This window comes from Pseudoalteromonas sp. MEBiC 03485, from assembly GCF_004195145.1.
Taxonomy (GTDB): Bacteria; Pseudomonadota; Gammaproteobacteria; order Enterobacterales; family Alteromonadaceae; genus Pseudoalteromonas; species Pseudoalteromonas apostichopi.
In genome coordinates, this window is record NZ_SGBT01000001.1 from 1752821 (window position 1) to 1777211 (window position 24391).

Annotated in this window: 23 protein-coding genes and 5 tRNA genes; 24 read left to right on the top strand and 4 right to left on the bottom strand. The window is 41.8% G+C overall.

The genetic code is table 11. The features are described from left to right. The first annotated feature begins 33 nt into the window (after window positions 1-33). Together radA and EVU92_RS08065 are read left to right on the top strand one after the other, a co-directional pair. Entirely contained in the window at window positions 34-1419 is a 1386-nt protein-coding gene (gene radA, locus EVU92_RS08060; RefSeq protein WP_130050782.1) for a DNA repair protein RadA, read from the top strand. A 50-nt stretch (window positions 1420-1469) separates the two neighbouring features. Beyond that, a complete protein-coding gene (locus EVU92_RS08065) occupies window positions 1470-2402 on the top strand; it encodes a hypothetical protein (RefSeq protein ID WP_130050783.1) in 933 nt (310 codons plus the stop codon). A 25-nt stretch (window positions 2403-2427) separates the two neighbouring features. On the opposite strand, the gene EVU92_RS08070 is transcribed toward EVU92_RS08065, so the two are convergent. Beyond that, window positions 2428-2766 (bottom strand): BON domain-containing protein, encoded by a 339-nt coding sequence (locus tag EVU92_RS08070; RefSeq protein WP_130050784.1) that lies wholly within the window; start codon window positions 2764-2766, stop codon window positions 2428-2430. 215 nt (window positions 2767-2981) lie between these two features. Next, window positions 2982-4214, bottom strand: a complete 1233-nt coding sequence (gene srmB / locus EVU92_RS08075) for an ATP-dependent RNA helicase SrmB (RefSeq protein WP_130050785.1) — start codon at window positions 4212-4214, stop codon at window positions 2982-2984. A 76-nt stretch (window positions 4215-4290) separates the two neighbouring features. On the opposite strand from srmB, the gene EVU92_RS08080 reads away from it, so the two are divergent. Beyond that, window positions 4291-4989, top strand: a complete 699-nt coding sequence (locus EVU92_RS08080; RefSeq protein WP_130050786.1) for a methyltransferase — start codon at window positions 4291-4293, stop codon at window positions 4987-4989. On the opposite strand, the gene EVU92_RS08085 is transcribed toward EVU92_RS08080, so the two are convergent. Next, window positions 4990-5427 carry a hypothetical protein gene (locus EVU92_RS08085; RefSeq protein ID WP_130050787.1) on the bottom strand — a complete coding sequence of 146 codons (438 nt, stop codon included), beginning with the start codon at window positions 5425-5427 and terminating at the stop codon, window positions 4990-4992. Between the two features lie 104 nt (window positions 5428-5531). Between EVU92_RS08085 and EVU92_RS08090 the strand changes: the two genes are divergently transcribed. Next, a complete protein-coding gene (locus tag EVU92_RS08090) occupies window positions 5532-5960 on the top strand; it encodes a DUF2147 domain-containing protein (protein ID WP_130050788.1) in 429 nt (142 codons plus the stop codon). Between the two features lie 47 nt (window positions 5961-6007). Here EVU92_RS08090 and fldB read toward each other — a convergent pair whose 3' ends face one another. Further along, window positions 6008-6529: a flavodoxin FldB gene (gene fldB, locus EVU92_RS08095; protein WP_130050789.1), complete on the bottom strand. Its 522-nt coding sequence runs from the start codon at window positions 6527-6529 to the stop codon at window positions 6008-6010. A gap of 80 nt (window positions 6530-6609) precedes the next feature. Here fldB and xerD point away from each other — a divergent pair, with 80 nt between their 5' ends. From xerD to EVU92_RS08195, 20 genes are all read left to right on the top strand, one after another. Further along, window positions 6610-7545, top strand: coding sequence for a site-specific tyrosine recombinase XerD (xerD, locus tag EVU92_RS08100; protein WP_130050790.1), 936 nt, complete (start codon window positions 6610-6612; stop codon window positions 7543-7545). Between the two features lie 59 nt (window positions 7546-7604). Then, window positions 7605-8339: a bifunctional protein-disulfide isomerase/oxidoreductase DsbC gene (dsbC, locus tag EVU92_RS08105; protein WP_130050791.1), complete on the top strand. Its 735-nt coding sequence runs from the start codon at window positions 7605-7607 to the stop codon at window positions 8337-8339. Window positions 8340-8414: 75 nt separating this feature from the next. Beyond that, entirely contained in the window at window positions 8415-10136 is a 1722-nt protein-coding gene (recJ, locus tag EVU92_RS08110; protein WP_130050792.1) for a single-stranded-DNA-specific exonuclease RecJ, read from the top strand. Window positions 10137-10279: 143 nt separating this feature from the next. Next, window positions 10280-11378 (top strand): peptide chain release factor 2 gene (gene prfB / locus EVU92_RS08115; RefSeq protein WP_130050793.1). Its coding sequence is split into 2 segments (ribosomal slippage): window positions 10280-10354 and window positions 10356-11378, totalling 1098 coding nucleotides; the frame shifts between segments, so codons are not numbered across the junction. A 26-nt stretch (window positions 11379-11404) separates the two neighbouring features. Next, window positions 11405-12940 carry a lysine--tRNA ligase gene (lysS, locus tag EVU92_RS08120; RefSeq protein WP_130050794.1) on the top strand — a complete coding sequence of 512 codons (1536 nt, stop codon included), beginning with the start codon at window positions 11405-11407 and terminating at the stop codon, window positions 12938-12940. Between the two features lie 252 nt (window positions 12941-13192). Then, window positions 13193-13390 (top strand): hypothetical protein, encoded by a 198-nt coding sequence (locus tag EVU92_RS08125; protein WP_130050795.1) that lies wholly within the window; start codon window positions 13193-13195, stop codon window positions 13388-13390. Between the two features lie 112 nt (window positions 13391-13502). Continuing rightward, window positions 13503-13595, top strand: a tRNA-Ser gene (locus EVU92_RS08130). Window positions 13596-13628: 33 nt separating this feature from the next. Further along, window positions 13629-13705: transfer RNA gene (locus EVU92_RS08135), tRNA-Arg, on the top strand. Window positions 13706-13727: 22 nt separating this feature from the next. Then, window positions 13728-13804: transfer RNA gene (locus EVU92_RS08140), tRNA-Arg, on the top strand. A 46-nt stretch (window positions 13805-13850) separates the two neighbouring features. Continuing rightward, window positions 13851-13927, top strand: a tRNA-Arg gene (locus EVU92_RS08145). A gap of 111 nt (window positions 13928-14038) precedes the next feature. Continuing rightward, a tRNA-Arg gene (locus EVU92_RS08150) sits at window positions 14039-14115 on the top strand. A 476-nt stretch (window positions 14116-14591) separates the two neighbouring features. Next, the gene (locus EVU92_RS08155; RefSeq protein ID WP_130050796.1) at window positions 14592-15851 is read left to right on the top strand and encodes a hypothetical protein; all 1260 of its coding nucleotides are present in this window, start codon (window positions 14592-14594) and stop codon (window positions 15849-15851) included. A 16-nt stretch (window positions 15852-15867) separates the two neighbouring features. Further along, window positions 15868-17244 carry an SH3 domain-containing protein gene (locus EVU92_RS08160; RefSeq protein WP_130050797.1) on the top strand — a complete coding sequence of 459 codons (1377 nt, stop codon included), beginning with the start codon at window positions 15868-15870 and terminating at the stop codon, window positions 17242-17244. Window positions 17245-17252: 8 nt separating this feature from the next. Continuing rightward, the gene (locus EVU92_RS08165; protein ID WP_130050798.1) at window positions 17253-18365 is read left to right on the top strand and encodes a dipeptide epimerase; all 1113 of its coding nucleotides are present in this window, start codon (window positions 17253-17255) and stop codon (window positions 18363-18365) included. Continuing rightward, window positions 18362-19111 carry a L,D-transpeptidase family protein gene (locus EVU92_RS08170; protein ID WP_130050799.1) on the top strand — a complete coding sequence of 250 codons (750 nt, stop codon included), beginning with the start codon at window positions 18362-18364 and terminating at the stop codon, window positions 19109-19111. The genes EVU92_RS08165 and EVU92_RS08170 overlap by 4 nt, the downstream gene beginning before the upstream one ends. A gap of 80 nt (window positions 19112-19191) precedes the next feature. After that, entirely contained in the window at window positions 19192-20760 is a 1569-nt protein-coding gene (locus tag EVU92_RS08175; RefSeq protein ID WP_130050800.1) for a sodium:solute symporter, read from the top strand. Next, complete coding sequence (locus tag EVU92_RS08180) at window positions 20761-21672, top strand: BadF/BadG/BcrA/BcrD ATPase family protein (protein WP_130050801.1); 912 nt, start codon at window positions 20761-20763, stop codon at window positions 21670-21672. Next, on the top strand, window positions 21662-22597 hold the full coding sequence (murQ, locus tag EVU92_RS08185) for an N-acetylmuramic acid 6-phosphate etherase (RefSeq protein ID WP_130050802.1): 936 nt from the start codon (window positions 21662-21664) through the stop codon (window positions 22595-22597). The genes EVU92_RS08180 and murQ overlap by 11 nt, the downstream gene beginning before the upstream one ends. Then, on the top strand, window positions 22597-23775 hold the full coding sequence (locus EVU92_RS08190) for a DUF1343 domain-containing protein (RefSeq protein WP_130050803.1): 1179 nt from the start codon (window positions 22597-22599) through the stop codon (window positions 23773-23775). Before murQ ends, EVU92_RS08190 begins: the two co-directional genes overlap by 1 nt. Window positions 23776-23928: 153 nt before the next feature. Continuing rightward, window positions 23929-24360: an energy transducer TonB gene (locus tag EVU92_RS08195; RefSeq protein WP_130050804.1), complete on the top strand. Its 432-nt coding sequence runs from the start codon at window positions 23929-23931 to the stop codon at window positions 24358-24360. The last annotated feature ends 31 nt before the right edge of the window (window positions 24361-24391 follow it).

A 24391-nucleotide genomic window follows, 5' to 3' on the forward strand; every position in this document is an offset into this window, starting at 1 on the left:
TCACAAATCAGCTACCAAAATAGGTAAGGCCGAATGGCAAAATCAGCAAAAATCGAATTTGTCTGCACTGAGTGCGGCATGAACTATCAGCGCTGGCAAGGACAGTGTAAGTGTGGAGCGTGGAATACGCTCGCAGAGTTTAAACCCTCAGCAGGGCAATCAAAACAAGCAGCAAGCCGCGCCGCTGTGGCAGGTTATGCCGGTGTCGTAAGCGGTGGTTCAAAGAAAATAAATGAAGTAGCCACAACAGAGGCTGAAAAACGTCTCACTGATATTGGTGAGCTAGATAGAGTATTAAGTGGTGGCGTAACCACAGGTTCAGTCAATATTATTTCTGGTGACCCAGGTGCAGGTAAAACCACCTTGTTGTCAGACTTGGTTGCACGTATGTCAAAGCTCATGCCGTCTTTGTACTGTACAGCCGAAGAGTCTTTATCGCAGTTTAAAAACCGTGTGAATCGCCTACGTTTAGATTACAACGAAGAAGAGTTGTATTTGCTTTCTGAAACCAGCGTTGAAGCTATTATTGAAGAGCTTGATAAAAATAAAATTAAGTTTGCGGTGATAGACTCAATTCAGGCTGTAGTAACAGAAACGGCAAATGGTAGTCCAGGTTCACCTTCACAGGTAAAAAGTGCAGCCCAAGCATTAACGCAATACTGTAAGCAAAATGATGTAACTATGTTCATCATTGCCCATGTAAACAAAAATAATGAAATTGCCGGGCCGCAAACGTTAGTACATATCGTCGATGCTTTATTACATATCGATACTAACGATGGGCAAATAAGAACGCTACGAGCTAATAAAAACCGTTTTGGTGATATCGACACTGTGGGTATTTTCAGAATGTGTGAGCGCGGAATGCTGAGTGTTGATAACCCGAGTGAAATCTTTTTATCTGGTTCTAGTACCGAGTCTCCGGGATCTGCTATTACTTGTATTCGTAAAGGTAACCGTAATTTACTTCTCGAAATCCAGTGCTTAACTACAGAAACAGAAGCTGAGTTTCCGCAGCGGGTGTGTGTTGGTTTAAACATGAACCGTATCAAGATGCTTACGGGAATTTTACGCAAACATACAAAAACAAAAATCTTTCATGACACCTTTTTTAACATTGTTGGTGGTTTAAAAATCGATGAATCAGAAACCTGTATCGATTTAGCATTAGTAACAGCGTTATTAAGCAGTTTGAACGAGTTTGTTGTGCCTCGCACAACTTGTATTATGGGCGAGCTAAGTCTTAATGGCGATGTTAGACCAATAGACAGCGGAGTACCCAGAGTTAAAGAAGCTGCCCAACACGGCTTTACTGAAATTTTTATTCCGCATCGCAATTACCATAAATCAATGGAAGGACTTGGAGCTAAGATCACGCCAGTGAAAACAGTGCATGAATTACTGTCGTTAATAAACTAAATACAATTTGATACACTGATAAAAAATTTACACCAATTAAAGGAAATATAATGAAGAAGTTAATTATTGCAGCGGTTGTTGCTGCGGCTGTCGGTGGCGTAGCTTACGCAAATTACGCAGCTACACAGGAAGTGAAAAAGGTGGTTGATAAGCAAATCAGTGCATTATCAACACAAAGCGGTGTAGATATTAAATACAGCGATATCTCAGCCAGTATTTTTGATAGTAGTATGCAGTTAACAGAAATCACTGTTTCGAACAGCCTGAGTAATGAGCAAGTTGCGACAATTGATAGTATTGATGTGTCGGGTTACGAAGTTGATGCTGTACCGCCGCACACAGGTTTTGTGATGAAAAACTTTCGTTTTAGCGATGAGTTTTTGGCACAGCTTCCTGAAAATTCAAATAACAAGCTAGCATCAACAAGTTATAACGTTGACTCATCTCTTGATTACAATAAAGATTCAGGCGATAGTGATTTTGCACTTAAAGTCACTGCGAATGAGGTGGCTGATGTTAATTTTAATCTAGGCTTGGCTAAAACCACAGCACTGATGGAAGCATCTTTGGCTGTTAGCCAGATGCAAAATGAAGCAGCTGACGGTCAATTAACATTAGAGCAGCAGTTACAACAGCAATCGAAAATGATGGCAGCATTAACTCAGTTAGAACCGCGTAGCATAAATATGTCGATTGCTGACGAAGGTGAGCTTAAAGCGGTATTTGAAAGCTTTTTAACTGCACAAGGAATGACTCATGAGCAATTTAAGCAAGTCGTTACCATGCAGTTACAACAAGTGCCTGTGAGTGAAGAACTTGCAACAGCGATTAGCAATTTTGTGAGTGGTTTATCGTCTTTCTCTGTGTCTGCTAAATTACCTGAAGGTAAAACCATGATGGAGATTAATCAGCAAATTCAAATGCTGATGGGTCAACCAGAAGAGCTTGCTAAATTTATTAACTTACAAGCAAGCGGCGAATAATCTCACACCACTTGTAAACTTAGCCTTAAAGTGATGAGTGATTAAGCTTGCTCACTTTAAGGTTGTTTTTTATCTGCATCACACCTTGGCTGTGCTCTAAAAACTTTTGTGCCAAAGCTCGCTGAAACCCTGTTTCTGTAATGCCTTTTAGTTCAACAGTATCACCATCAACAATTACTTGTAGGTTTTCAATTTGAAAATTTGGATTGCTCGTTAATTTTTGCAATGCCATTTGCTGTAGACGTGGTTGTGCCGATGTGCTGGTTGTTAGTACGCTGGTATTGGCGCTTACAGTAGTTGCGCAAGCAAGTAAAAACAAACAACTTAATAAAGTAAGTGCTATGGTTAATTTGAAGCGGCTCATACAATTCCCTCGTTAATCTAGTCTGCTGTGAACTATTGCTGAACCTGTTACAATTATTATTCCAAAATTTAACTTATTGATTTTTATGTTTTTATTTTTGTGTTGAGTATGTGAGGGTAAGAAAGTGTGAACTAATTACACACTTAATAAGTAAAAAAGGTAGGGCATAAAAATGCCGAGACAAACTCGGCATTTTTATAACAGTGTCAGTAAAACTATTTTTTCTTCTTAGTTTTAGACTTGGCTTTTTTCTTTGCCTTCATTTTTTCTGGATCTTTCTTCTTTTTGGATGGGAGCTTAGCTTCTTTATGCTGTGGCTCGAGCCCTTTGATAACTCGGCGTTTGAGTTTTTGTTCGATATAACGTTCAACTTTACCAACAATTGCTACGTCATGGGCTTCAACAAATGAAATCGCGATGCCTTTTTTGCCAGCGCGAGCGGTACGACCAATACGGTGAACATATACATCTGCGGTGCGTGGCATATCAAAGTTGATAACGTGACTGATATCAGCAACATCAATACCACGTGCGGCAACATCCGTTGCAACTAATATATTATTTCGCCCAGAGTGGAAGTTCTCCATTGTCTTCATTCGTTTGTCTTGCGGCATTTCACCGCGTAACCAAGCAACACGAATGCCTTCGTTGTTTAATTCACCAATCAGTGTTTCTAGGCGCTCACGAGTTTTAACAAACACAATAGCTTTCTGAATGTCATCACCATTTAACGTTTCAACTAGCATTTTCAGCTTGTGGTTGTAGTCATCTGCAAGGTGAACCCACTGGTGAATTTTGCCTTTCTCTTTTCGTGATGATTCAGCTTCAAGTAGTGCAGGATCATTTAAGATACGCTCTGCAAATAACTCAACGCTGTCACCTTCAAGGGTGGCTGAAAATAAGAAACATTGGCGGCGGTTTCGCGCCTCATCACAAATGCGAAGCATTTCTTTACGAAAGCCCATGTCTAACATGCGGTCTGCTTCATCAAGGATCAGCACTTCAACGTTTTCGGCATGAAAGTTCTCTGTCTCGAGATACTCCATTAAGCGTCCTGGCGTCGCAATTAGAATGTCGTTATTGCTTTCGAAAATTTCTTTGTGGGTCCCGTAGTTTATACCTCCAGTCACAACGCCAATTTTAAGATGAGTTTGTGCTGCAAGTAATTCACATTGCTCATGAATTTGATACGCAAGCTCACGGGTTGGTGTCATGATCAAGACACGTGCAAAACCAGGTTCACGACGCGGGAAATCGAGCAAGTATTGAATTGCAGGGATCAAAAACGCGGCTGTTTTACCCGTACCAGTAGGGGCAGATGCCAAAATATCACGACCTTGAAGTGCTTCAGGGATCGCTTGTTGTTGAATACTGGTTGGCGTATCAAAACCCATTTTATTAATGGCATTTAACAGCTTGTTATCAATATCAAATTCAGAAAATTGCATAGAGTGACATAAATAGAGGACAATTAAGCCTAATTATACGCGTTAACGCGGCTGTGGTGAATGAAAAGGTGAAAAAATGTCAGGCTTTGTGTTTAAACAATTTACAGTAACGCAAACACGCACTGCGATGAAAGTCTCAACCGACGGTATTTTATTAGGTGCGTGGGCTAATCTGAAAAGGGCTGAACGCATCTTAGATATAGGCACTGGCACAGGACTACTGGCTTTGATGGCAAAGCAAAGATCACCTGAAGCAAATATCAGTGCCATCGAAATTGATTCTGGTGCTTGCAGTGATGCTCGAGAAAATTTCGCCAATAGCCCTTGGCCTGATATTAGTCTTTTTCAAGGTGCGGTGCAGTCGTTCAGTGCAGTAAAGCCTTTTGATGCAATCATTACCAATCCGCCGTATTTTAATGCGAGCTTAAAAGGTGATAACGATGCTCGCAATACTGCTCGCCACACAGATGGTCTTAGCTTTAGTGATTTAATTGCGGCTTGTACTCGGCTTAGCCACGGAAAAACTGTATTGAATGTAATTTTGCCTTGCGTCGAAGCGCAACAATTTATTACTGTGGCAGAGCAAGCAGACTGGTACTTAACACGTCATTGCTTGGTACGCACTACCGAGAAAAAACAACCAAGTCGTAGCCTTTTGTTATTCAGCCAAAGCAAGTGTGAATGTGAAACAACGTCGTTAACGATACACGCAGCTGATGGTAGCTACAGCCAAGATTACAAAGAGCTATGTAAAGCTTATTACCTAAAAATGTAATTATATCTGTGGTTTTTGCATGGAAGGTGGCTGTAATTGCATAACCTCATCAAGTTGAATTTGCTGAACATACTCAAGCTTTAATAAGGCATCTAACACCGACTTACTGTGTGATTTTTCTATTTCAGCGCTGCAAAAATCAATAATATTAAAGCGGCGTTTGATCAACAGGCCTTTAATTTCTGGTAAAGGTTTTGTGGTTTCGATAAGAACGCGGGTAGTTGGGCAGGGATCGGCATAGCCTGAGCGCATTAACTTATTTAAATTGAATAAGTTATCGTCAAGCCGACCCAGTTCAAGAGCGGCTTTAGCGCTATCAGGGATAAACAATGGCTCAGCAAAGCGATTTATTATTATATCTCCTGCTGCGTTAATTTTGGTAACCTGATTACTGTCATAACTGACAATATCACCGGTAAGTAATGTAAATTGACTCATTGTGTTCCCTCGCAATGTGTTGTCTATTTCTGAAAATAGCAAAATGGTGTGTTTTACTAAGTCCTGATATAGTGCCAAAGTCTTAAGTTTTATACGAGTTTTTTATGATCCGTTTATCAATTGTTTTATTTGCCTTATTATTTTCTAAGCTGTGCTTTGCTGCTTTGACACCCGTGGGTCTTTGGAAAACCATTGACGAAGAAACCAATGAAGCGAAATCTTTAGTGCGTATTAGTGAGCAAGATGGCGTGCTGATTGGCAGTGTAGAAAAAATACTTAACCCAGCCAAGCAAGATGCAATATGCGAAAAGTGTAAAGGTGATAAGAAAAATCAGCCTATTCTTGGGTTACAAATTATTGAAGGTGCTAAAGATGCTGGGGATGGTAGCTGGCAAGATGGTGAAATTCTGGACCCAAACAATGGTAAAACTTATACCCTAAAATTGACTCCAAAAGAACAGGGTAAGGTACTTGAAGTGCGCGGCTATATTGCTTTTTTCTACCGTAATCAATATTGGCAACGTGTTGAATAAAAATTAAAAAGCCAAGCAATGCTTGGCTTTTTATAAATAACAGGATGTTACAAGCTTTCGCTGTATTCAGTCATTACTTGCTCAACCCAGGTTGCAATACGGTCATCGCTCAGCTCGTATTGGCTGTCTTCATCAAGGGCTAAGCCTACAAACTGTTTACCATCTTCTGTGAGCGCTTTTGAGGCTTCGAATTCATAACTTGTATCGTTAGGCCATTTACCGAGCAAGGTAATACTCTGATCACAAATCTCATCGTGTAACATGCCAAGTGCATCTTGGAACCATTGACCATAACCTTGTTGATCACCCATTCCAAACAGAGCCACGGTTTTGCCGTTTAAGTTAACATCTTTAATGTCGTCCCAGATTGATTCCCAATCTTCTTGCAGCTCACCAAAGTCCCAAGTTGAGATGCCGAAGATAACGAAATCAAATTGCTCTGCATTTTTTAATGGCTCATCTTTGATATTGTGAAGGCTCACTATGTCGTGGCCAATAATATCGCGAATTTTCTCTGCCGCTATTTCTGTGTAGCAGGTTGTAGAACCATAAAATAAACCAATCTGCATCGTATTTATCACTGTGTATTTGCCTGATATGATAGGCCTAAGTTTACCGTAAGGTATAATCAATTGATACCTTGATAAGGATGAGAGTACGCGTGGCTGATAATAATTCACAAGCACAAAAAGGTGTAATGACAGCAAATAACGCCGAACATTTAGAGTTATTTTTAGATACTCTGTATCTTGAGCAAGGCGTCAGCGAAAATACATTGGCGGCCTATCGCAGTGACCTTGAAAAGTTTTGCCAATTTATAAAAGATAAAGACCTTCTTGCCGTTAGCTCAGATGATATCGAAGCTTATTTAGCTTACCGCGTCGATCTAGGACTGAAGTCGCGCAGCACCGCACGTAGCATTAGTGCACTGAAACGTTTCTATCAGTATTTTGTGCGCGAAAAAGTGATTGCAGATTCACCCATGGTAAACATTGCTCAACCAAAAGCTGGGCAATCATTACCGAAAACACTATCCGAAGCCGAAGTAGAAGCATTGCTTGCAGCCCCAGACATAGAAGACCCTATGGGACTTCGCGATAAAGCCATGCTTGAGCTTTTATATGCTACAGGGCTTCGTGTTACTGAGCTGGTGGGGCTCAGAATGGAGCAAATTAATTTGCGCCAAGCTGTGGTTTTTGTAAAAGGTAAGGGTAATAAGGAGCGCTTAGTTCCCTTGGGTGAAGAAGCAATGTATTGGCTTGAGCAATTCTTAAAAGTGGGCCGTTCGCAAATGATAAAGCATGCCACTGACTTTGTGTTCCCATCTAAGCGTGGGATTGGTATGACGCGACAAACTTTTTGGCATCGCATCAAACACTATGCTATTTTGGCATCAGTTGAATCGCCGTTATCACCGCATACGCTCAGACACGCGTTTGCAACGCATTTGCTTAATCATGGGGCGGACCTTAGAGTCGTGCAAATGATGTTAGGTCACAGTGACTTATCAACAACACAAATTTATACCCATGTAGCGAATGAAAGATTGAAGTCGGTACACGAGCAACATCATCCACGAGCTTAGTGCAAGATTTTTAAAGATGTACCGGTCTATATAAAAAATGATCAGGATATAGGATATTTATGAAAAAGTTAGTTTTAGCCACAGCACTACTAGGCACAAGCTTAAATGTGTTTGCCAATGGCGTATCAACAACAGACGCTGCTGATGCCCCAATTATTGCTAAGTTTGCCGAATTAGGCGTAACCGTTAAGCAAATCAATCCAAGCCCAGTGGCAGGCCTTAAAGAACTAATTACTGACAAAGGCGTGCTGTATGCAAGCCCTGACGGTCAATTTCTTATGCAAGGAACACTGATTGACCTTAATAACCGAGTTAACCTAACAGAGCATGCACTGAGCGATGTACGTAAAGAAGGTATAGCTGAATACGAAGATTCGATGATCGTTTACAAAGCGAAAAACGAAAAGCATTCAATCACGGTGTTTACTGACATTAGCTGTGGTTATTGCCGTAAGTTACACCGTGAACTTGATGATTTCTTAGAAGCGGGTATCACAGTTAAATACCTTGCTTTCCCACGTGGTGGTTTACGTGGTAAAGGGTATCAAGATTTAATGAATGTATGGTGTGCTAAAGATCCAGCTGAAGCTTTAACAGAAGCAAAAGCGGGTGCAGAAGTAGCAGCGGTGCCTGGTTGTCACGCACCAATTGCAGAGCATTACCAACTTGGTCAAAGTTTTGGTATGTCGGGGACACCAGCAATTATTTTAGAAGATGGCACGATGATCCCAGGTTATCAATCAGCTGCGCAAATCAGCCAAGCACTTGATGCTTTACCAAAAACATCTTCATAACTGTTTTTTAAACGAAAAGGCCTATTTGTTGTAGGCCTTTTTACTTGCCTTTGCTTAAGAAGTACCGTTTCCAACATGGAAAAAATAATTCAAGCTCGTCCACGTGTTGATGATTCACACTTACCGCACCATTTACACCCTGTTATCAAGCAGATTTACGCGACTCGACAGGTGCAAAATGCTACTGAACTCGATAACAGCGCTGCGACATTACATGACTTTAAGCTGTTTAAAGACATCGACAAAGCTGTTGCGTTATTGCAAGAAGCAATTGCCGCACAAAGCCGCGTTTTAATTGTAGGAGACTTTGATGCTGACGGTGCAACCAGCACTGCAACTTTGATGCAAGGTCTTGCTATGTTTGGCTTAAAGAATCTTGATTATTTAGTACCAGACAGATTCAGCCTTGGTTATGGCCTAAGCCCTGCACTTGCAGAGCAAATCGTTTCCATGCAGCCTGAGCTTGTGATCACCGTTGATAACGGTATTTCATGTATTGATGGTATTGCTATAGTAAAGAAAGCTGGTATTAAAGTGCTGGTGACTGATCATCACTTGCAAGGTGAGTCCTTGCCAGATGCCGATGCCATTGTGAATCCGAATCGTCATGACTGTCAGTTTCCATCGAAGTCGATAGCAGGCGTTGGGGTCGCTTTTTATTTACTTATTGCTTTACGAAGCCACTTACGTGAGCAAGGATATTTTCAGCATCAGCCAATGCCAAATTTGGCTGAGTTACTTGATATTGTAGCCCTTGGTACCGTTGCCGATGTGGTCGCTCTTGATGCCAATAACCGTACCTTAGTTCATCAAGGTTTAGCACGCATTCGCAGTGGTAAAACACGGCCCGGAATTAGTGCACTTATTGAAGTGGCAAATCGCAATGCAGGGCGTTTAAGTGCCAGTGACTTTGGTTTTTCATTAGCGCCACGCTTAAATGCAGCAGGGCGTTTAGATGATATGAGTTTAGGTATAGCCTGTTTGTTATCTAGCGATATAAATCAAGCACGCCGTATTGCCAGTGAGCTCGACAGCCTTAATCACGAGCGCCGTGAAATAGAGCAGGGCATGCAAACTGAAGCACAAGCCGTGCTTGACCGTTTAGCATTCAAAACCGAGTCCGTACCTGATGCCATTTGTCTATACCAAGCTGATTGGCATCAAGGTGTGATTGGTATTTTGGCTGGTCGTTTAAAAGAAAAGTATCACCGTCCTACGATTATTTTTGCAGCTGGCGATAACGGCGAAATAAAAGGTTCTTGTCGTTCCATTGAAGGGCTGCATATGCGTGATTTACTAGAGCGAGTAAATACTCTCTATCCGCATTTGATCAGTAAATTTGGTGGTCATGCTATGGCGGCGGGGCTGAGTATCAATGAACACTGTTTTAATGAGTTTAAAACAGTGTTTGAGCAAATGGTGACAGATACTCTTACTGAAGAGCATAAGCAAAGCATCTTACTTACCGATGGTGAGCTGCCAAATGATTGCTTTTCGATGGAGTTTGCCAATCAACTAAAAAATGCAGGTCCTTGGGGGCAGCAATTTCCTGAGCCAGTGTTCGAACATGTATTCGAAGTAATACAGCAGCGAATTGTTGGCGAAAAACACCTAAAACTAGTTTTAAAACATCAGTCTGGGCGGTTAGTTGATGGGATTGCATTTGGCGTGGATGTGCGTGCATGGCCAGATACCGAAGTGCGTTATGTAAAAGCAGCTTACCAACTCGATATAAATGAATTCCGTGGTAAATTTACCTTACAGTTGATTATTCGAGAGCTACAAAAAGCGACATAAAAATATCGTTATAATCGACATAAAAGGCTAATAAAACGCTCGGTTTTTTGTTAAAATCGGGCGTTTTTAATATTTGTAGATAATTTACCGTAATTATCGTCGATATCGGTGCACGGTAAATCAGCCATTTTGGAGTAATGTACATGTTTGAAGTGAATCCTGTGATTAATCAAATCAAGGAAATTCGCGAACGTACTGAACTGCTTCGGGGGTACCTTTGACTACCCTCTTAAGAAAGAGCGGTTAGAAGAAGTTAACGCAGAACTTGAAGATTCAGCCGTGTGGAATGAGCCAGAACGAGCTCAAGCCCTTGGCCGTGAAAAGTCGGCACTCGAAGCTATCGTAGAGACCATTGATAATCTAGTGGCAGGTACCGAAGATGTTGAAGGTTTAGTAGAGCTTGCAGTTGAAGCTGAAGATGAAGAAACCTTTGCTGAAGCAGAAGCTGAATTGGGCGATTTAAACGCACAACTTGAAAAGCTAGAGTTCCGTCGAATGTTCTCAGGCGATCATGACCAAAACGATGCTTACCTTGATTTGCAATCAGGTTCTGGCGGTACTGAAGCTCAAGACTGGTGTAACATGCTGTTGCGTATGTACTTACGCTGGGGTGAAGCAAAAGGCTTTAAAGTTGAGCTAGTTGAAGCAACTGACGGTGATGTGGCTGGTATTAAGGGTGCAACAGTGCGCTTTGTTGGCGAATATGCATACGGTTGGCTGCGAACAGAAACAGGTGTTCACCGTCTAGTTCGTAAGAGCCCATTTGACTCGAGTGGTCGTCGCCATACTTCGTTTGCATCAGCATTCGTATATCCAGAAATCGACGATAATATCGAAATTGATATTAATCCGGCTGACTTACGTATTGACGTTTACCGCGCATCAGGTGCCGGTGGTCAGCACGTAAATACGACAGAATCTGCGGTTCGTATTACTCACATACCAACGAATACTGTTGTACAGTGCCAAAATGAGCGTTCACAGCATAAGAATAAAGACCAAGCAATGAAACAGCTAAAAGCGAAGTTGTTTGAACTTGAAATTCAAAAGCAGAATGCAGAGAAGCAAAGTCAAGAAGATGCTAAATCTGACATTGGCTGGGGTAGTCAAATACGTTCATACGTACTTGATGACTCTCGCATTAAAGATTTGCGTACAGGTGTTGAAAACCGTAACACTCAAGCGGTTCTTGACGGCGACTTAGATAAATTTATTGAAGCCAGCCTTAAATCTGGCCTATAACCACCAAGCTAAAAAAGAGCTAAAAAATGACTGATCAAATCCAAGACGAAAATAAGTTAATCGCTGAGCGTCGTGGCAAATTAGACGCAATCCGCGAAAATTGCCCAGCCAACGGTCATCCAAACCAATTCCGTCGTGAACATTACACGGCTGATTTGCAAGCTGAGTTTGGTGATAAATCGAAAGAAGAATTAGTTGCTGAACAACACGTTGTATCAGTTGCTGGTCGTATCCTTGCTAAACGAGGTCCTTTCCTAGCATTACAAGATATGAAAGGCCAAATTCAAGCGTACGCATCAAAAGACGTACAAAAAGAATTAAAAGCTAAATACGGTCAACTAGATATTGGTGACATCATCGGTGTTAAAGGCGCACTAAATAAGTCTGGTAAAGGTGACCTATACGTAGAAATGACTGAGTACGAGTTACTGACTAAGTCATTACGTCCGTTACCTGAAAAGTTCCACGGTTTATCTGACCAAGAAACAAAGTACCGTCAACGTTATGTTGATTTAATTACTAATGATGCGACACGTGAAACGTTCCGTATTCGTTCAAAAGTTGTTGAAGGTATTCGTCGTTTCTTAGCTGAGCGTGATTTCATGGAAGTTGAAACGCCGATGCTACAAGTGATCCCAGGTGGTGCGTCTGCACGTCCATTCGTAACACACCATAATGCACTTGATATCGATATGTATTTACGAATCGCACCTGAGCTTTACCTAAAACGTTTAGTCGTTGGTGGTTTTGAGCGTGTATTCGAAATCAACCGTAACTTCCGTAACGAAGGTTTATCTACACGTCATAACCCAGAATTCACGATGATCGAATTCTACCAGGCTTACGCTGATTACATTGATCTGATGAACATTACTGAAGACATGTTACGTACTGTTGCTACAGACGTACTTGGTTCACCAATTGTTGTAAACACAACTAAAGATGAAAACGGTGAAGTGGTTGATTCGGTAGAGTACGATTTTGGTCAGCCTTTTGCTCGTCTAACTATGAGCGAAGCTATTCTTAAGTACAACCCTGACTTCGATGCAGCGGTATTTAATGACCCAGAAAATCATTTTGAAGAACTTAAAGCATATGCGAAGCAAGTACACGTTAAGATCCCTGAAAACTGTGTATGGGGCCCAGGTAAGTTCTTATGTGAAATCTTCGAAGAGACTGCTGAGCATAAGTTAATTCAACCTACTTTCATTACCGCTTATCCGTGGGAAGTGTCACCACTTGCACGTCGTAACGATGAAAACCCATTTGTGACTGACCGTTTCGAATTCTTCGTTGGTGGCCGCGAGTTAGCGAATGGTTTCTCTGAGCTTAATGATGCACAAGACCAAGCTGAGCGCTTTACGCGTCAAGTTGAAGAGAAAGATGCGGGTGATGATGAAGCAATGCACTTCGATGAAGACTACATCCGCGCATTAGAGTATGGTTTACCTCCAACAGCGGGTGAGGGTATTGGTATCGACCGTCTGGTGATGTTATTTACAGACTCACCAACGATTAAAGACGTGATCCTATTCCCACACATGCGTCCTCAAGCTGACTAATCAGCTAAAAGTCTTTAAAAACGCCGCTTTTTAGCGGCGTTTTTTTATCAGAAATTTCTGATTTTTATTACTCACAAATTTACTACTAAATTGTAATTAGCTGATCTAAAAAGAAATACCGAATTAGCCTTCAAATAAAGTTACTAGATTGTAAATTTTTTATACAAACCTAAAGTTGGATAGTGTTTTTTTTAGCCAAGATATGACATCATTGCGCCATATTCGTTCAACGCATAAATGGACTTAATTCTAATGACAAAAAAGCCTTCGCAGTTGCCAACAGATACAAATAAAAACGAGCATCAACGTGAAGATTTTTATCGTGCTTGTATAGCTGAATTTCAACAATTAGGTTACCAAGATCAATACCTCGCTGAATTAACCGATGAGCTGATCCCATTGACGGGTCTTGAGCCGTTGAGTGATAAAGAAAAAGTGGCGAAAGGATAAACAAAAATAAGCTGTTTTAGCTCGTTATGGACAATCTATAACCATCTATACGATTTTCCTTGAAAAGTGTTTGACATATTTCCTGAAATCTTTATTATACGCCCCACAAGACGGAGAGGTGGCCGAGTGGCCGAAGGCGCTCCCCTGCTAAGGGAGTATAGGGTTTGTAGCTCTATCGAGGGTTCGAATCCCTCCTTCTCCACCATTTTTTAAATGGTTTTCTTGTAAAGTAAAGAATGGGCGCATAGCTCAGCTGGATAGAGTACCTGGCTACGAACCAGGCGGTCGGAGGTTCGAATCCTCCTGCGCCCACCATCCTTTACTAAAATCAAAATGTGGGCGCATAGCTCAGCTGGATAGAGTACCTGGCTACGAACCAGGCGGTCGGAGGTTCGAATCCTCCTGCGCCCACCACTTTTGAAAAGTCTTAGTGAGACTTAAACTAACTAAAATAGAATGTGGGCGCATAGCTCAGCTGGATAGAGTACCTGGCTACGAACCAGGCGGTCGGAGGTTCGAATCCTCCTGCGCCCACCACTTTCTATACATTCATACTGCAATGTTCGAAAGTGCAAACCGACTAAATGTCGGTTTTTTTGTGTTTTAATAACACCGTCATTGCAAGACGTAAATAAGCAGAACCATTGCGGACGCGTAGCTCAGCTGGATAGAGTACCTGGCTACGAACCAGGCGGTCGGAGGTTCGAATCCTCCCGCGTCCGCCACTTTCTTCTGGAAAGTGACATAAACCGACGAAAGTCGGTTTTTTTGTGCCTGCAATTCGCGTAGGAGCTTGAAAACTCGATATAAACCTGTAGCAGCGATTTTATATCGCGTTTATTATCGTAATATTCGTAGCAGCGACTTCAGTCGTGAACATCACGCTTCCACTCCACAAATTAAACCCCAACTCAAAATACAAAAAATACACCCAGTAGGCGTGAAACTTGTTTCGCGCGCATCGCGCATTAAGATAATGTCGCTCCAGACGATGAACAATACCCCTTCGAGACGATAGACTTTAATCGTTAAATTATTTTTTAAGCCAGCGTCTTATAGGCAATAAAACCGAGTTAATTTGCTTCATGAAGAAATTGTGTTAGATTTAATAAAATATTCCAAAAAAAATAACAAGTGGGAATTTTATTTTATGTATGCGAAAGGTGCATATCAAAAACGGCTGGCTATAAGTTGCGGCTTGATGCTTTTGACTGGTTGTGAAGCGAACACAGAAAAAAACCCATTAACCGACCAACAATACTTTGAGCAGGTAATGTTAGCTCCCGCTATTTTGCCAAAAGATTTAAAAAATACTGGTTGCTTATCACTGGAAGGTGAAAGTCAGCAGCCAGGCTATAAATCAGCAACTGAGGTTAATTATCAACAGGCAGGTTGGCAAAACAGAGTGGCGGCCGATTGGCAGTATTTCTTAGCCTCTGAGCAGCCAGGTAAATTTCTATTAATAGATTATCAAGTACAGGCAGGGCAGCTAGCCTATCGCTATTTAAGTGATGGCAGCCATAATAAATTGTATGAGCCTTGGAGCTCATCAAAAATTCAAGCATTTAGCGGTGCGCTATCTAAAGTAAGACAAACCCACCCAGAGCTTGGTGCAACACTCTATGCAGGTGATACAGCGCTGGCAGATTTGATCAGCAGTATTAATAGCTATGAAGCATTTGGTAAAGCCGATGGCAACTCAAATGCTATTGCCAGTTATTTTGTGAATGTGGCAGGGCGAGAGTACTTACGTGGACTTTTTAATGATGGCTGGCTCAAACTACAGGATGAGCGTTTGTTATTTAACGGCGCATATGGCTCAGAGCAGTTTATGCCATCAGACGAGTATTGGCATAACCCTGCAAATAATGAGCTTGATGCAAAAGTCGTTCATTATATAACAAGCAGTGATGATCCCGGCTATTTAGGATATCGTTGCGACAGTTGTGGCTTAACGGGCAACAAAGCAATGACTACACTTGCTCAAGCTGAATGGTTAAAGCGCTTGGTTAGTCACCAGCGTGAGCCAAGTACACAAATGCCTTATTTACAAGCAAGTGATGTTGATGTGCTACTTAACGGCACAGGTCATACCTACGAACAGGCTCAAGTAGGCGGCATGATGGTAGGTATCAGTCATATTGTTACAAATGCGTTGGCAGATGTTATTGCTCCAAATGATAGTCGCTCTGCAAAAGAGGTGCTCGATAGCGCAACCAATGGGCAGTGGCGTGTATGGCAAAAAATTGGTTGGGGACCAAGTGAAACGCGCTCCACCACAGAAGCCGTGATGCTGGCACATGTGTGTCTAGGAAATTATCAAGGTGGGCGTGAGTTTACATTTAGTGTACAGCAGTCAACTCAGGGGGCTGACGAAGCCAATTTGCCGACAGTCGGTAAGCAAATGCAGCAAAAATTGCAGCATGCTTTTACAAAATTATTAGATTCACGCTTTCAATAAGAATTAAGGTACAGCTATGCGTCGTTCAATTATCGCTTTATCAATTACTTTAGGTGTTGCCTTTAGTGCACCCATGCATGCCGAAGATTGGCAATCAGATGTTATCGGGGTCACGCAGTCACAGCTTTCTCCTAGCTACTGGTTAGCGCAAGGGGCATCGGCAAAAATGATTATGACGGAGGCTCAAATTGCTGCCTTCAACGAAAAACTTATTAAAGATAATAAATACATTGTTGATCCACTGTCTTTCCAAAAATCGCTCAGTAAAGACGAGCTAACAAGTGCCATTCACTCGGCAAGTGCAATTCCAAAAAGCCCGCGTTTTTTTACCGATGGCCGACAACTCACTGCGAAAGATTTTGCTAAATATCAGGCTAACTTAAATCTTAATAAAGTCGCAGATACTAATAAGGTGCGTTTTGCAGTGGTAGTTAAACGTACTGCATTACGTACATTTCCAACTTGGGATCGGGTTTTAAATAGTGGCCTTGATCAAGACTTAGATCGCTTCCAAGAAAGTGGCATGTTCCCGGGTGAGGCTGTGGCTGTATTACATCAAAGTGCAGATAAAAAATGGTTGTTAGTACGTGCTTACAACTACTTAGCATGGGCACCTGCCGAAGATCTTGCCTTTGCTGATGCGGATAAAATAAAAGCTTATCGTGAACAAGATAACTTCTTGGTTGTGACAGGTGCAAAAGTAAATACTGCTTATGTGCCAAACGATGAAAGCCGCTCAGAAGTGCAACTAGATATGGGGGTACGCTTACCCTTAGTTGATAGTGAGAAAGTACCTTATTTGCTAAACGGCCAAAATAGCTATGCCAGCCATGTTGTACAGTTACCTACTCGTGATGAGCAAGGTCAACTTGTAATTAAACCAGCGATGATCAGCAAAACTGCCGATGTAAATTTAGGTTACTTAGACTACAACGAGCAAAATCTAATTAAACAAGGCTTTAAGTTTTTAGGTGAGCGTTATGGTTGGGGGCATGATTACAATGGCCGCGACTGCACCGGGTTTGTTGGTGAAATTTATAAAAGCTTTGGCCTATTAATGCCGCGTAATTCAGGGCAGCAAGGCAGTAGTGAATACGGGCAAAATAATCGTTTTGATAAGAATACCGCTGCGGATGCCAAGATACCAACGGTTAAAAATATGGCGATTGGCGATCTGATCTATATTCCTGGTCACGTGATGATGTACTTAGGGGAGCATCACGGCGAGCCGTATGTTATTCATGATGTCAAAGGATTAGGTTACAACAAAGGCGATGGCAGCTTTTATAGTAGTGCCTTGAATGGGGTGTCTGTGACACCTTTATTGCCACTAAGATTATCTCAAGAAACCAGTTATTTAGACCGTGTTTATAACATTAAGCGTATTCGCTAGAGGCCGATATGAAAATTAAAGCTGTTCGCTTTGCAAAGCTCAAAGTGCCGTTAGTTACCCCATTTAAAACAGCACTGAGAGAAGTGAGTTTTATCGAAGACTTAGTGGTTTTAATCGACACTGAATGTGGTCAAACTGGCTATGGCTCAGCGGCCTCAACGCCGGTTATCACTGGTGATACCCATCAAGGGATGATAGCGGTCATTAAGCAGTTTATTGCGCCTAAGTTGGTGGGGCAAGAAATTGAAAACATCAACCAGCTCACTCAAATTATTCAATCAACCGTGGTTGGCAACAGTAGCGCAAAAGCCGCCCTAGAACTGGCTGTGTACGACTTGTGGGGTAAGCTCTATCAAGCACCTTTATATAAGTTACTTGGCGGCGGTAAGTCAGAACTTAAAACGGATATTACCATTAGCGTCGATAACATAGATAAAATGCTCAGTGACTGTCAGCTAGCCGTTGAGCAGGGCTTTGACGTATTAAAAATAAAAATTGGCAATAACCTTAATCAAGATATTGAACGTGTCAAAGCAATCCACGCGGGGTTTGCTGCTAAGGCGCAATTACGTTTAGATGTAAACCAAGGTTGGAATGCCAAACAAACTGTGTTTGCATTACAACAACTTGAGCAAGCTGGCGTGGTGTTAGAGTTAGTTGAGCAACCAGTAAAAAGCAGTGACTTTCAAGGCCTCAAATATATTACTGAGCGGGTGAATACACCGATTATGGCTGATGAAAGCGCCTTTTCACCTAAGCAAGTAATCCAGCTTTTAGAGTTGGGAGCGGTTGATATTATCAACATCAAGTTAATGAAAACGGGCGGTTTAAGCCGGGCAATTGAGATTGCTAACATCACAGCCCAATATCAAGCTGAATGTATGATTGGTTGTATGCTAGAGGGCAGTATTGCTGTCGCAGGGGCTGCGCATTTAGCTTCTGCCAAAGCACAACAAATCAGTAAAATTGACCTAGATGGTCCAGCTCTTGGTCAGTATGACCCTGTACAAGGTGGGGTTGAGTTTATCGGCCCTCAAATAAGCTTATCGGATAAACCAGGTCTTGGTATTGAATCAATAAAAGGGCTTGAACTAATAACAAACGGAGTATGGCCAGCATGAAAAAACTAGTTAGTCTTATTGCAGCTATGAGTTTAACGGCTTGTGCAAGCAAAGAGTCACCTAAACCTGTTATTGATAACAGTCATCAGCAACTCGTGGTGGTGGTCGCTAATGACAGTGATGCTATTGATGCCACGCTGTATCGCTTTGAAAAAGACGCCGGTAAATGGCAACAACAAGGCGAACAACATGCGGTAGTACTTGGTCGTACCGGTCTTGCTTGGGGAGTGGGGCTGCACCCTGCACAACCAGGTCAGCAAAAACAAGAAGGGGATGGTAAAGCGCCTGCTGGTATTTTTGAGCTAGGTACTGCATTTGGGTATTTAGATTCATTACAAACGAACCTAAGTTATCAAGCAATGACTGCAAACGATTACTGCATTGATGTGAAAGGCTCGCCTTTTTACAATCAACTGGTCGACAAAGCACAAGTAGGCGAAGACGCAGTAAAAGACTCTTCAGAATGGATGCGCCGTGATATATACAGCCAAGATAATTTGTATAAAAAAGGCATTGTTGTTAAGCATAATCCAAGCAATATCAATGGCGCGGGTAGTTGTATCTTTATGCATTTATGGCGTGCGCCTAGCAAGCCTACAGCTGGTTGTACAGCAATGACAGAACGCAATATGGACGCTTTGCTTGCTTGGTTAGATGAACGTAAAAAGCCTTTATTAGTCAGCTTGACCAAGGCGCAATATCAACAAAAGCAAAGTCAGTGGCAATTACCTAACTTAGCTGAATAAAAATAATAAAATAAAAGTATTTTAATTCTGTCATAATGATGGAATAATATATTCCATTAAGGTTTGGGTTAGGATAATAAATGAGTGCAAATTACGCTTTACTTGATTGGCTAGTATTCGCAAGTTACGGTGCTATTTTATTGCTAAGTGGCTGGTGGTTTAATCGCAAACGCGCTAACTCAAGCCAAGATTTTTTTCTAGGCGGAAATAGTATGCCAACTTGGATGGTGGCTATTTCTGTTTTAGCTACCTCACAATCTGCAGCAACCTTTATCGGTGGGCCAGATCAAGGCTATCAAGGTGACTTTTCCTACATAGCCACTAATATCGGTGCGTTTATTGCCGCCTTTGTCGTATCGGCATTTTTAATTCCAAAGTTCTATCAGCAAAAAGTATTTACGGTTTATGAGCTACTAGAAAAACGCATCGGTCCAAAGGCAAAGCGTCGCAGTGGCTTGATGTATTTATTTGGCCGTGTGTTTGCCAGTGGTGCGCGTTTGTACATGGCGGCCATTGCCGTGGCGATGATTTTATACGGAAATATAGATGCAGACAGTGTGGTTATAGCTACTCTGGTGTTAGCACTTGCTGGCTTGCTTTATACCTTTTTGGGGGGGATTCGCAGTGTTATTTACTCAGACGTGTTGCAAAGTATTGTTTACGTGAGTGCTGCTATAGCGGTCATATGGAGCTTACTTGCCGTTATTCCTGCTGATTTTTCGACTATTATCGCAACACTCAATGAGCCAAGCCCAGGTGCAGATTCTAAACTAGCACTGTTTAAATTTGATTTAGATTTTGGCCCGTCTGGGGTGTTTAACATGGCCTCTGTTTTAACAGGTTTTGTACTTTTAAACATCGCTGCATTTGGATTAGACCAAGATATGACGCAGCGTTTATTAACCTGTAAAAGCCCTAAAGAAGGCAGTAAGGCGTTATTACTATCTGTAGTGATGGTGATTCCCGTTATGGCTATTTTTATCTTTATAGGTTTTCTGCTTTATATTGTTTATCAGCAACCTGCATTGATGAACAGCGAGGCAGGCCAAGCCGTTGTACAAGAGTTTAATGGCGAAAAAATCACAATCTTTATGTACTACGTATTGAACGAAGTACCAGCAGGAGTTAAAGGTTTGGTGAGCGTTGGTATTATTGCTGCCGCTATTTCTACGTTGAACTCAGGGCTTAGTTCGATGTCTTCAGTCATCGTACAAGATATCTATCGTCCGTATTTAGAAAAACATAATAAACAAGTTAGTGATCATCACTTTGTCAAAGCAGGTCGTGTCGGTATGGCAGTGGTGAGCCTTGCCTTAGCGCTAATGGCTATTCTTTGTTATTTCTGGCAGCAATACAGTGATATGCCATTATTAAAATTTGCTTTAAGTGTGATGGTGTTCTCGTACAGTGGCTTGTTAGGTGTGTACTTTACGACGTTGTTCACCAAACGTGGCAGTGAAGGCTCAGTGTTAGCTGCGCTGATAGCAGGTTTTATGGTGACCTTATTAATGCAGCCATACATGATTGACTGGTTACTACCTGAGACAATGCGTTTTTACCTAGGATTTACTTGGCAACTGTGTATAGGCACTTTGCTTGCGACACTTGTGTGTTGCTTTGGTAAATCATCGAACGAGAAGAGTGCATAAATGGCAGTTCGCTATATTCTAGCCATTGATGGTGGCGGCACTAAAGTGTTAGCTGAGCTTAAGGAGCTGGCAGGTGATGCTGTTTTTCATGCTCAGGCAGGTTCTGCATCAATTTCGAATGATCTTGATTTAGCGTTAGAAAATATTGTTAAAGTGACCCGCGATGTATGCCAGCAAAGTGGCGCAGAGCCAAGTGAAATCGTCACCGTTATGGGAGTGGCTGGTGGCTCATCGGTAAGCCTTGCTGAGCAATTAAAAGTGATGCTTAAACTGGTGTACGAAATTGAATTTGCCAGTTTGCAAATCACCAGTGATGCAATTACTTCATTATATGGTGCAAACCTTGGCGAGCCATGTGTAGTTATTGCACTTGGCACAGGTGCTGTCGGAGCAAGATTAAATGCTCAAAAGCAAACAAAGTTGGTTAGTGGCTGGGGCTTTACTGTTGATGATTTTGGCGGTGGTGCCCGTATAGGTCTTATGGCTGTGCAGCAATTATTAAACGATATAGATATTTATGATTTACCAAAAAGCCGATTAACGATTCGTTTGAGTGAGCAGCTAGGATGCACTCGACAAGCAATTAGTAGTTGGCTTAAACAAGCAAAACCTGCGGACTATGCAGCATTTAGTCCTTTAGTGTTTAGCTTGAAAAATGACTGTAAAGCGGCAAATAGTGTATTAACAGAGCACACTCAATCGGTAGTTCAGTTAATTAATAAAAGCCGAGGAAACTCACTATTACCAGTGATTTTAATTGGTGGTTTGGCGAAAGTTAGCCAACCATTATTGCCACTTGCTTTACAAAACGAATTATCTCCTTGCAAGGGAGATTCATTAACTGGTGCTGCGATTTTAGCAGCAGAGCATTACCATGACATTATTGAAAAAGGACAACCCAATGAGCCCTGAGCACGTATTTAAGCAACAGCGTGAGTTACTCGAAGAGTTAAACGGCATTGTCTCCGAAGGACAAAACCCAGACACTTTGGATATCGATCTGCTCAGCTCCACTGAGATCCTCACTAAAATCAATAATGAAGATCACAAAGTGGCTGAGGCGGTTAAATTAGTTATCCCGCAAATTAGTGAAGCGGTAGACCACGTAGTCGAAGCCTTTCAAAATGGCGGTAGGTTGATTTACATTGGGGCAGGCACTAGTGGTCGTTTAGGGATTTTAGATGCGGTTGAATGTGCTCCTACCTATAGCGTGAGCGATCAGCAAGTGTTGGGTATTATTGCCGGTGGTGACACTGCTGTTAAGAAGGCTGTTGAAGGTGCTGAAGATAGTACGACACTTGCCGTTGAAGACTTAAAAAATGTTAATTTAAATAGTAAAGACGTGGTGGTTGGCATTGCTGCCAGTGGCCGTACTCCTTATGTTTGCTCGGCAATTGAATACGCTAAATCACTCGGTTGTGTGACTGTGGGTGTCACATGTAATCCAAATTCAGCGGTGATGCTTTTACCTCAAATCGGCATTTGTCCTGTTGTTGGAGCTGAAGCCGTAACTGGCTCAACACGAATGAAATCGGGCACTGCGCAGAAACTCGTACTTAATATGCTAAGTACAGCTAGCATGATCCGCACTGGCAAGGTGTATAAAAACCTGATGGTTGATGTGAATGCTAGTAATGAAAAACTATATGCTCGTGCTATTCGTATTGTTATGCAAGCAACAGACTGTACTCAGCAGCAAGCTGTTGATGCATTAAAGCAAGCAGATCAAAGTGCTAAACTTGCTATTTTAATTGTGCTAACAGGAAAACCTGCGCCTGAAGCAAAACAGTTACTTTCAAAAGCCGGCGGCTTTTTACGTAAGGCGGTTGAAGAATAATGCGTTTTTTAGCTGTTTTACTCGTTAGTTGTTTCGCGCTTTTAGGTTGCCAAGAAACGCCTGTACAAGCACCTGAGAAAACCCAGCCTTTGCAAGTGGGGGCTGCTAATTTTCAAGTCTACGTTCCAGCACTAAAAGGTAAACGTGTCGGGTTAGTGGTTAATCAAACATCAGTAGTTAATGGTCAACATTTGGTTGATGCATTACTAGATAAAGGCGTTGTCGTTAGCAAAATATTTGCCCCTGAGCATGGCTTTCGCGGCGATCATGACGCTGGAGCTCATGTTAAAAGCACAGTAGATGCTAAAACTGGCATCGATGTTGTGTCGATTTATGGCAGTAACAAAAAACCAAGCCCTGAGATGCTTGCAGATTTAGATGTCATTATTTTTGATATTCAAGATGTCGGTGTGCGTTTTTACACTTACATCAGCTCAATGCACTACGTGATGGAAGCCGCTGCTGAAAATAGTAAAGAGGTTGTGGTTCTAGACAGACCAAACCCGAATATTGCCTATGTTGATGGACCTATCCTTGACCCACAATTTCGTTCGTTTGTTGGCATGCACGAAATTCCTGTTTTGCACGGTATGACAGTGGCGGAACTTGCTCAAATGATCAAAGGTGAAGGCTGGATAAATGATGCTAATAAGCTTGAACTAAGCGTTGTGCCCGTTGCGAATTATGACCGTACTATGGCTTATGAGCTACCAATAAAGCCTAGCCCTAACTTACCGAATGCACAGTCAATTGCGCTTTATCCATCACTATGTTTCTTTGAAGCAACACCCGTGACTATTGGTCGTGGCACTGACTTTCCGTTCCAAGTGGTGGGCTATTCACCAGTAAAATTGGGTGAATTTAGTTTCACGCCAAGGGCGATTAAAGGCGCTTCAATGAACCCTAAATTCAAAGAAGTTGAAGTATTTGGTCAAGACTTGCGAGATGCTGATATTCATGGCTTAGATTTAAGTGTGTTTATTTCGGCATACCAACAGCTGAGCGCGAATGAGCAAGAATTTTTTGAACGCGCTGACTTTATGGACAAACTTGCAGGCACTGATAAATTGCGTTTAGCCATTGAAGCAGGCCAAACTGAGCAGCAAATAAAGCAAAGCTGGCAAGCCGATTTAAGTGCTTTTAAACGCAAGCGAGCCCCATATTTGCTTTACCAATAATAGCTAGATAACTAGATAAATAAGAACGAGGCACTTGCCTCGTTTTTTAATATCTCTAAAAATTAATTGTGGTATATTCAGGAACTTGTTTTCATACCAATTTGCTTAATTCAATTATGTATTATTACGAGTTGGTATCATTAAGGATATACCATGAAAGCTTATTTAAGCATTGCCGTACTTGCTTTACTAGCTGGCTGCTCACAACTCCCTAACACTTCAAAAAGTAACTCAACCGATGTACTCGACCTTCGTGATGATAAAAATGCAGCAGAGCAGTTGTGGACACTTAAAAATGCAACAAAGCCTAACTACCCAAAAGCAGCTTTAATATCTAAGCAGACGGGCTGTGCGCGCTTTGTAATTACCATTGATAATCAGGGTAATACCACCGATATTCGTTTTGTGGAGAGCTTCCCAGAAGGGCTGTTTGTAGATGTGTCACGAGAGTCGCTTAAAAATTGGCAATGGCAGGCAAGTACAAGTAACAACGAGTCGCGAGCGATTATTCGAACTGTGCAGCTCGACTACTTTATGAAAGAAGCGACTAATTTAGCTGCGGCAAAAGCATTTTGTACAATTTAAGCTTTTGGCTTTTACTTTTTTCAGGCATAAA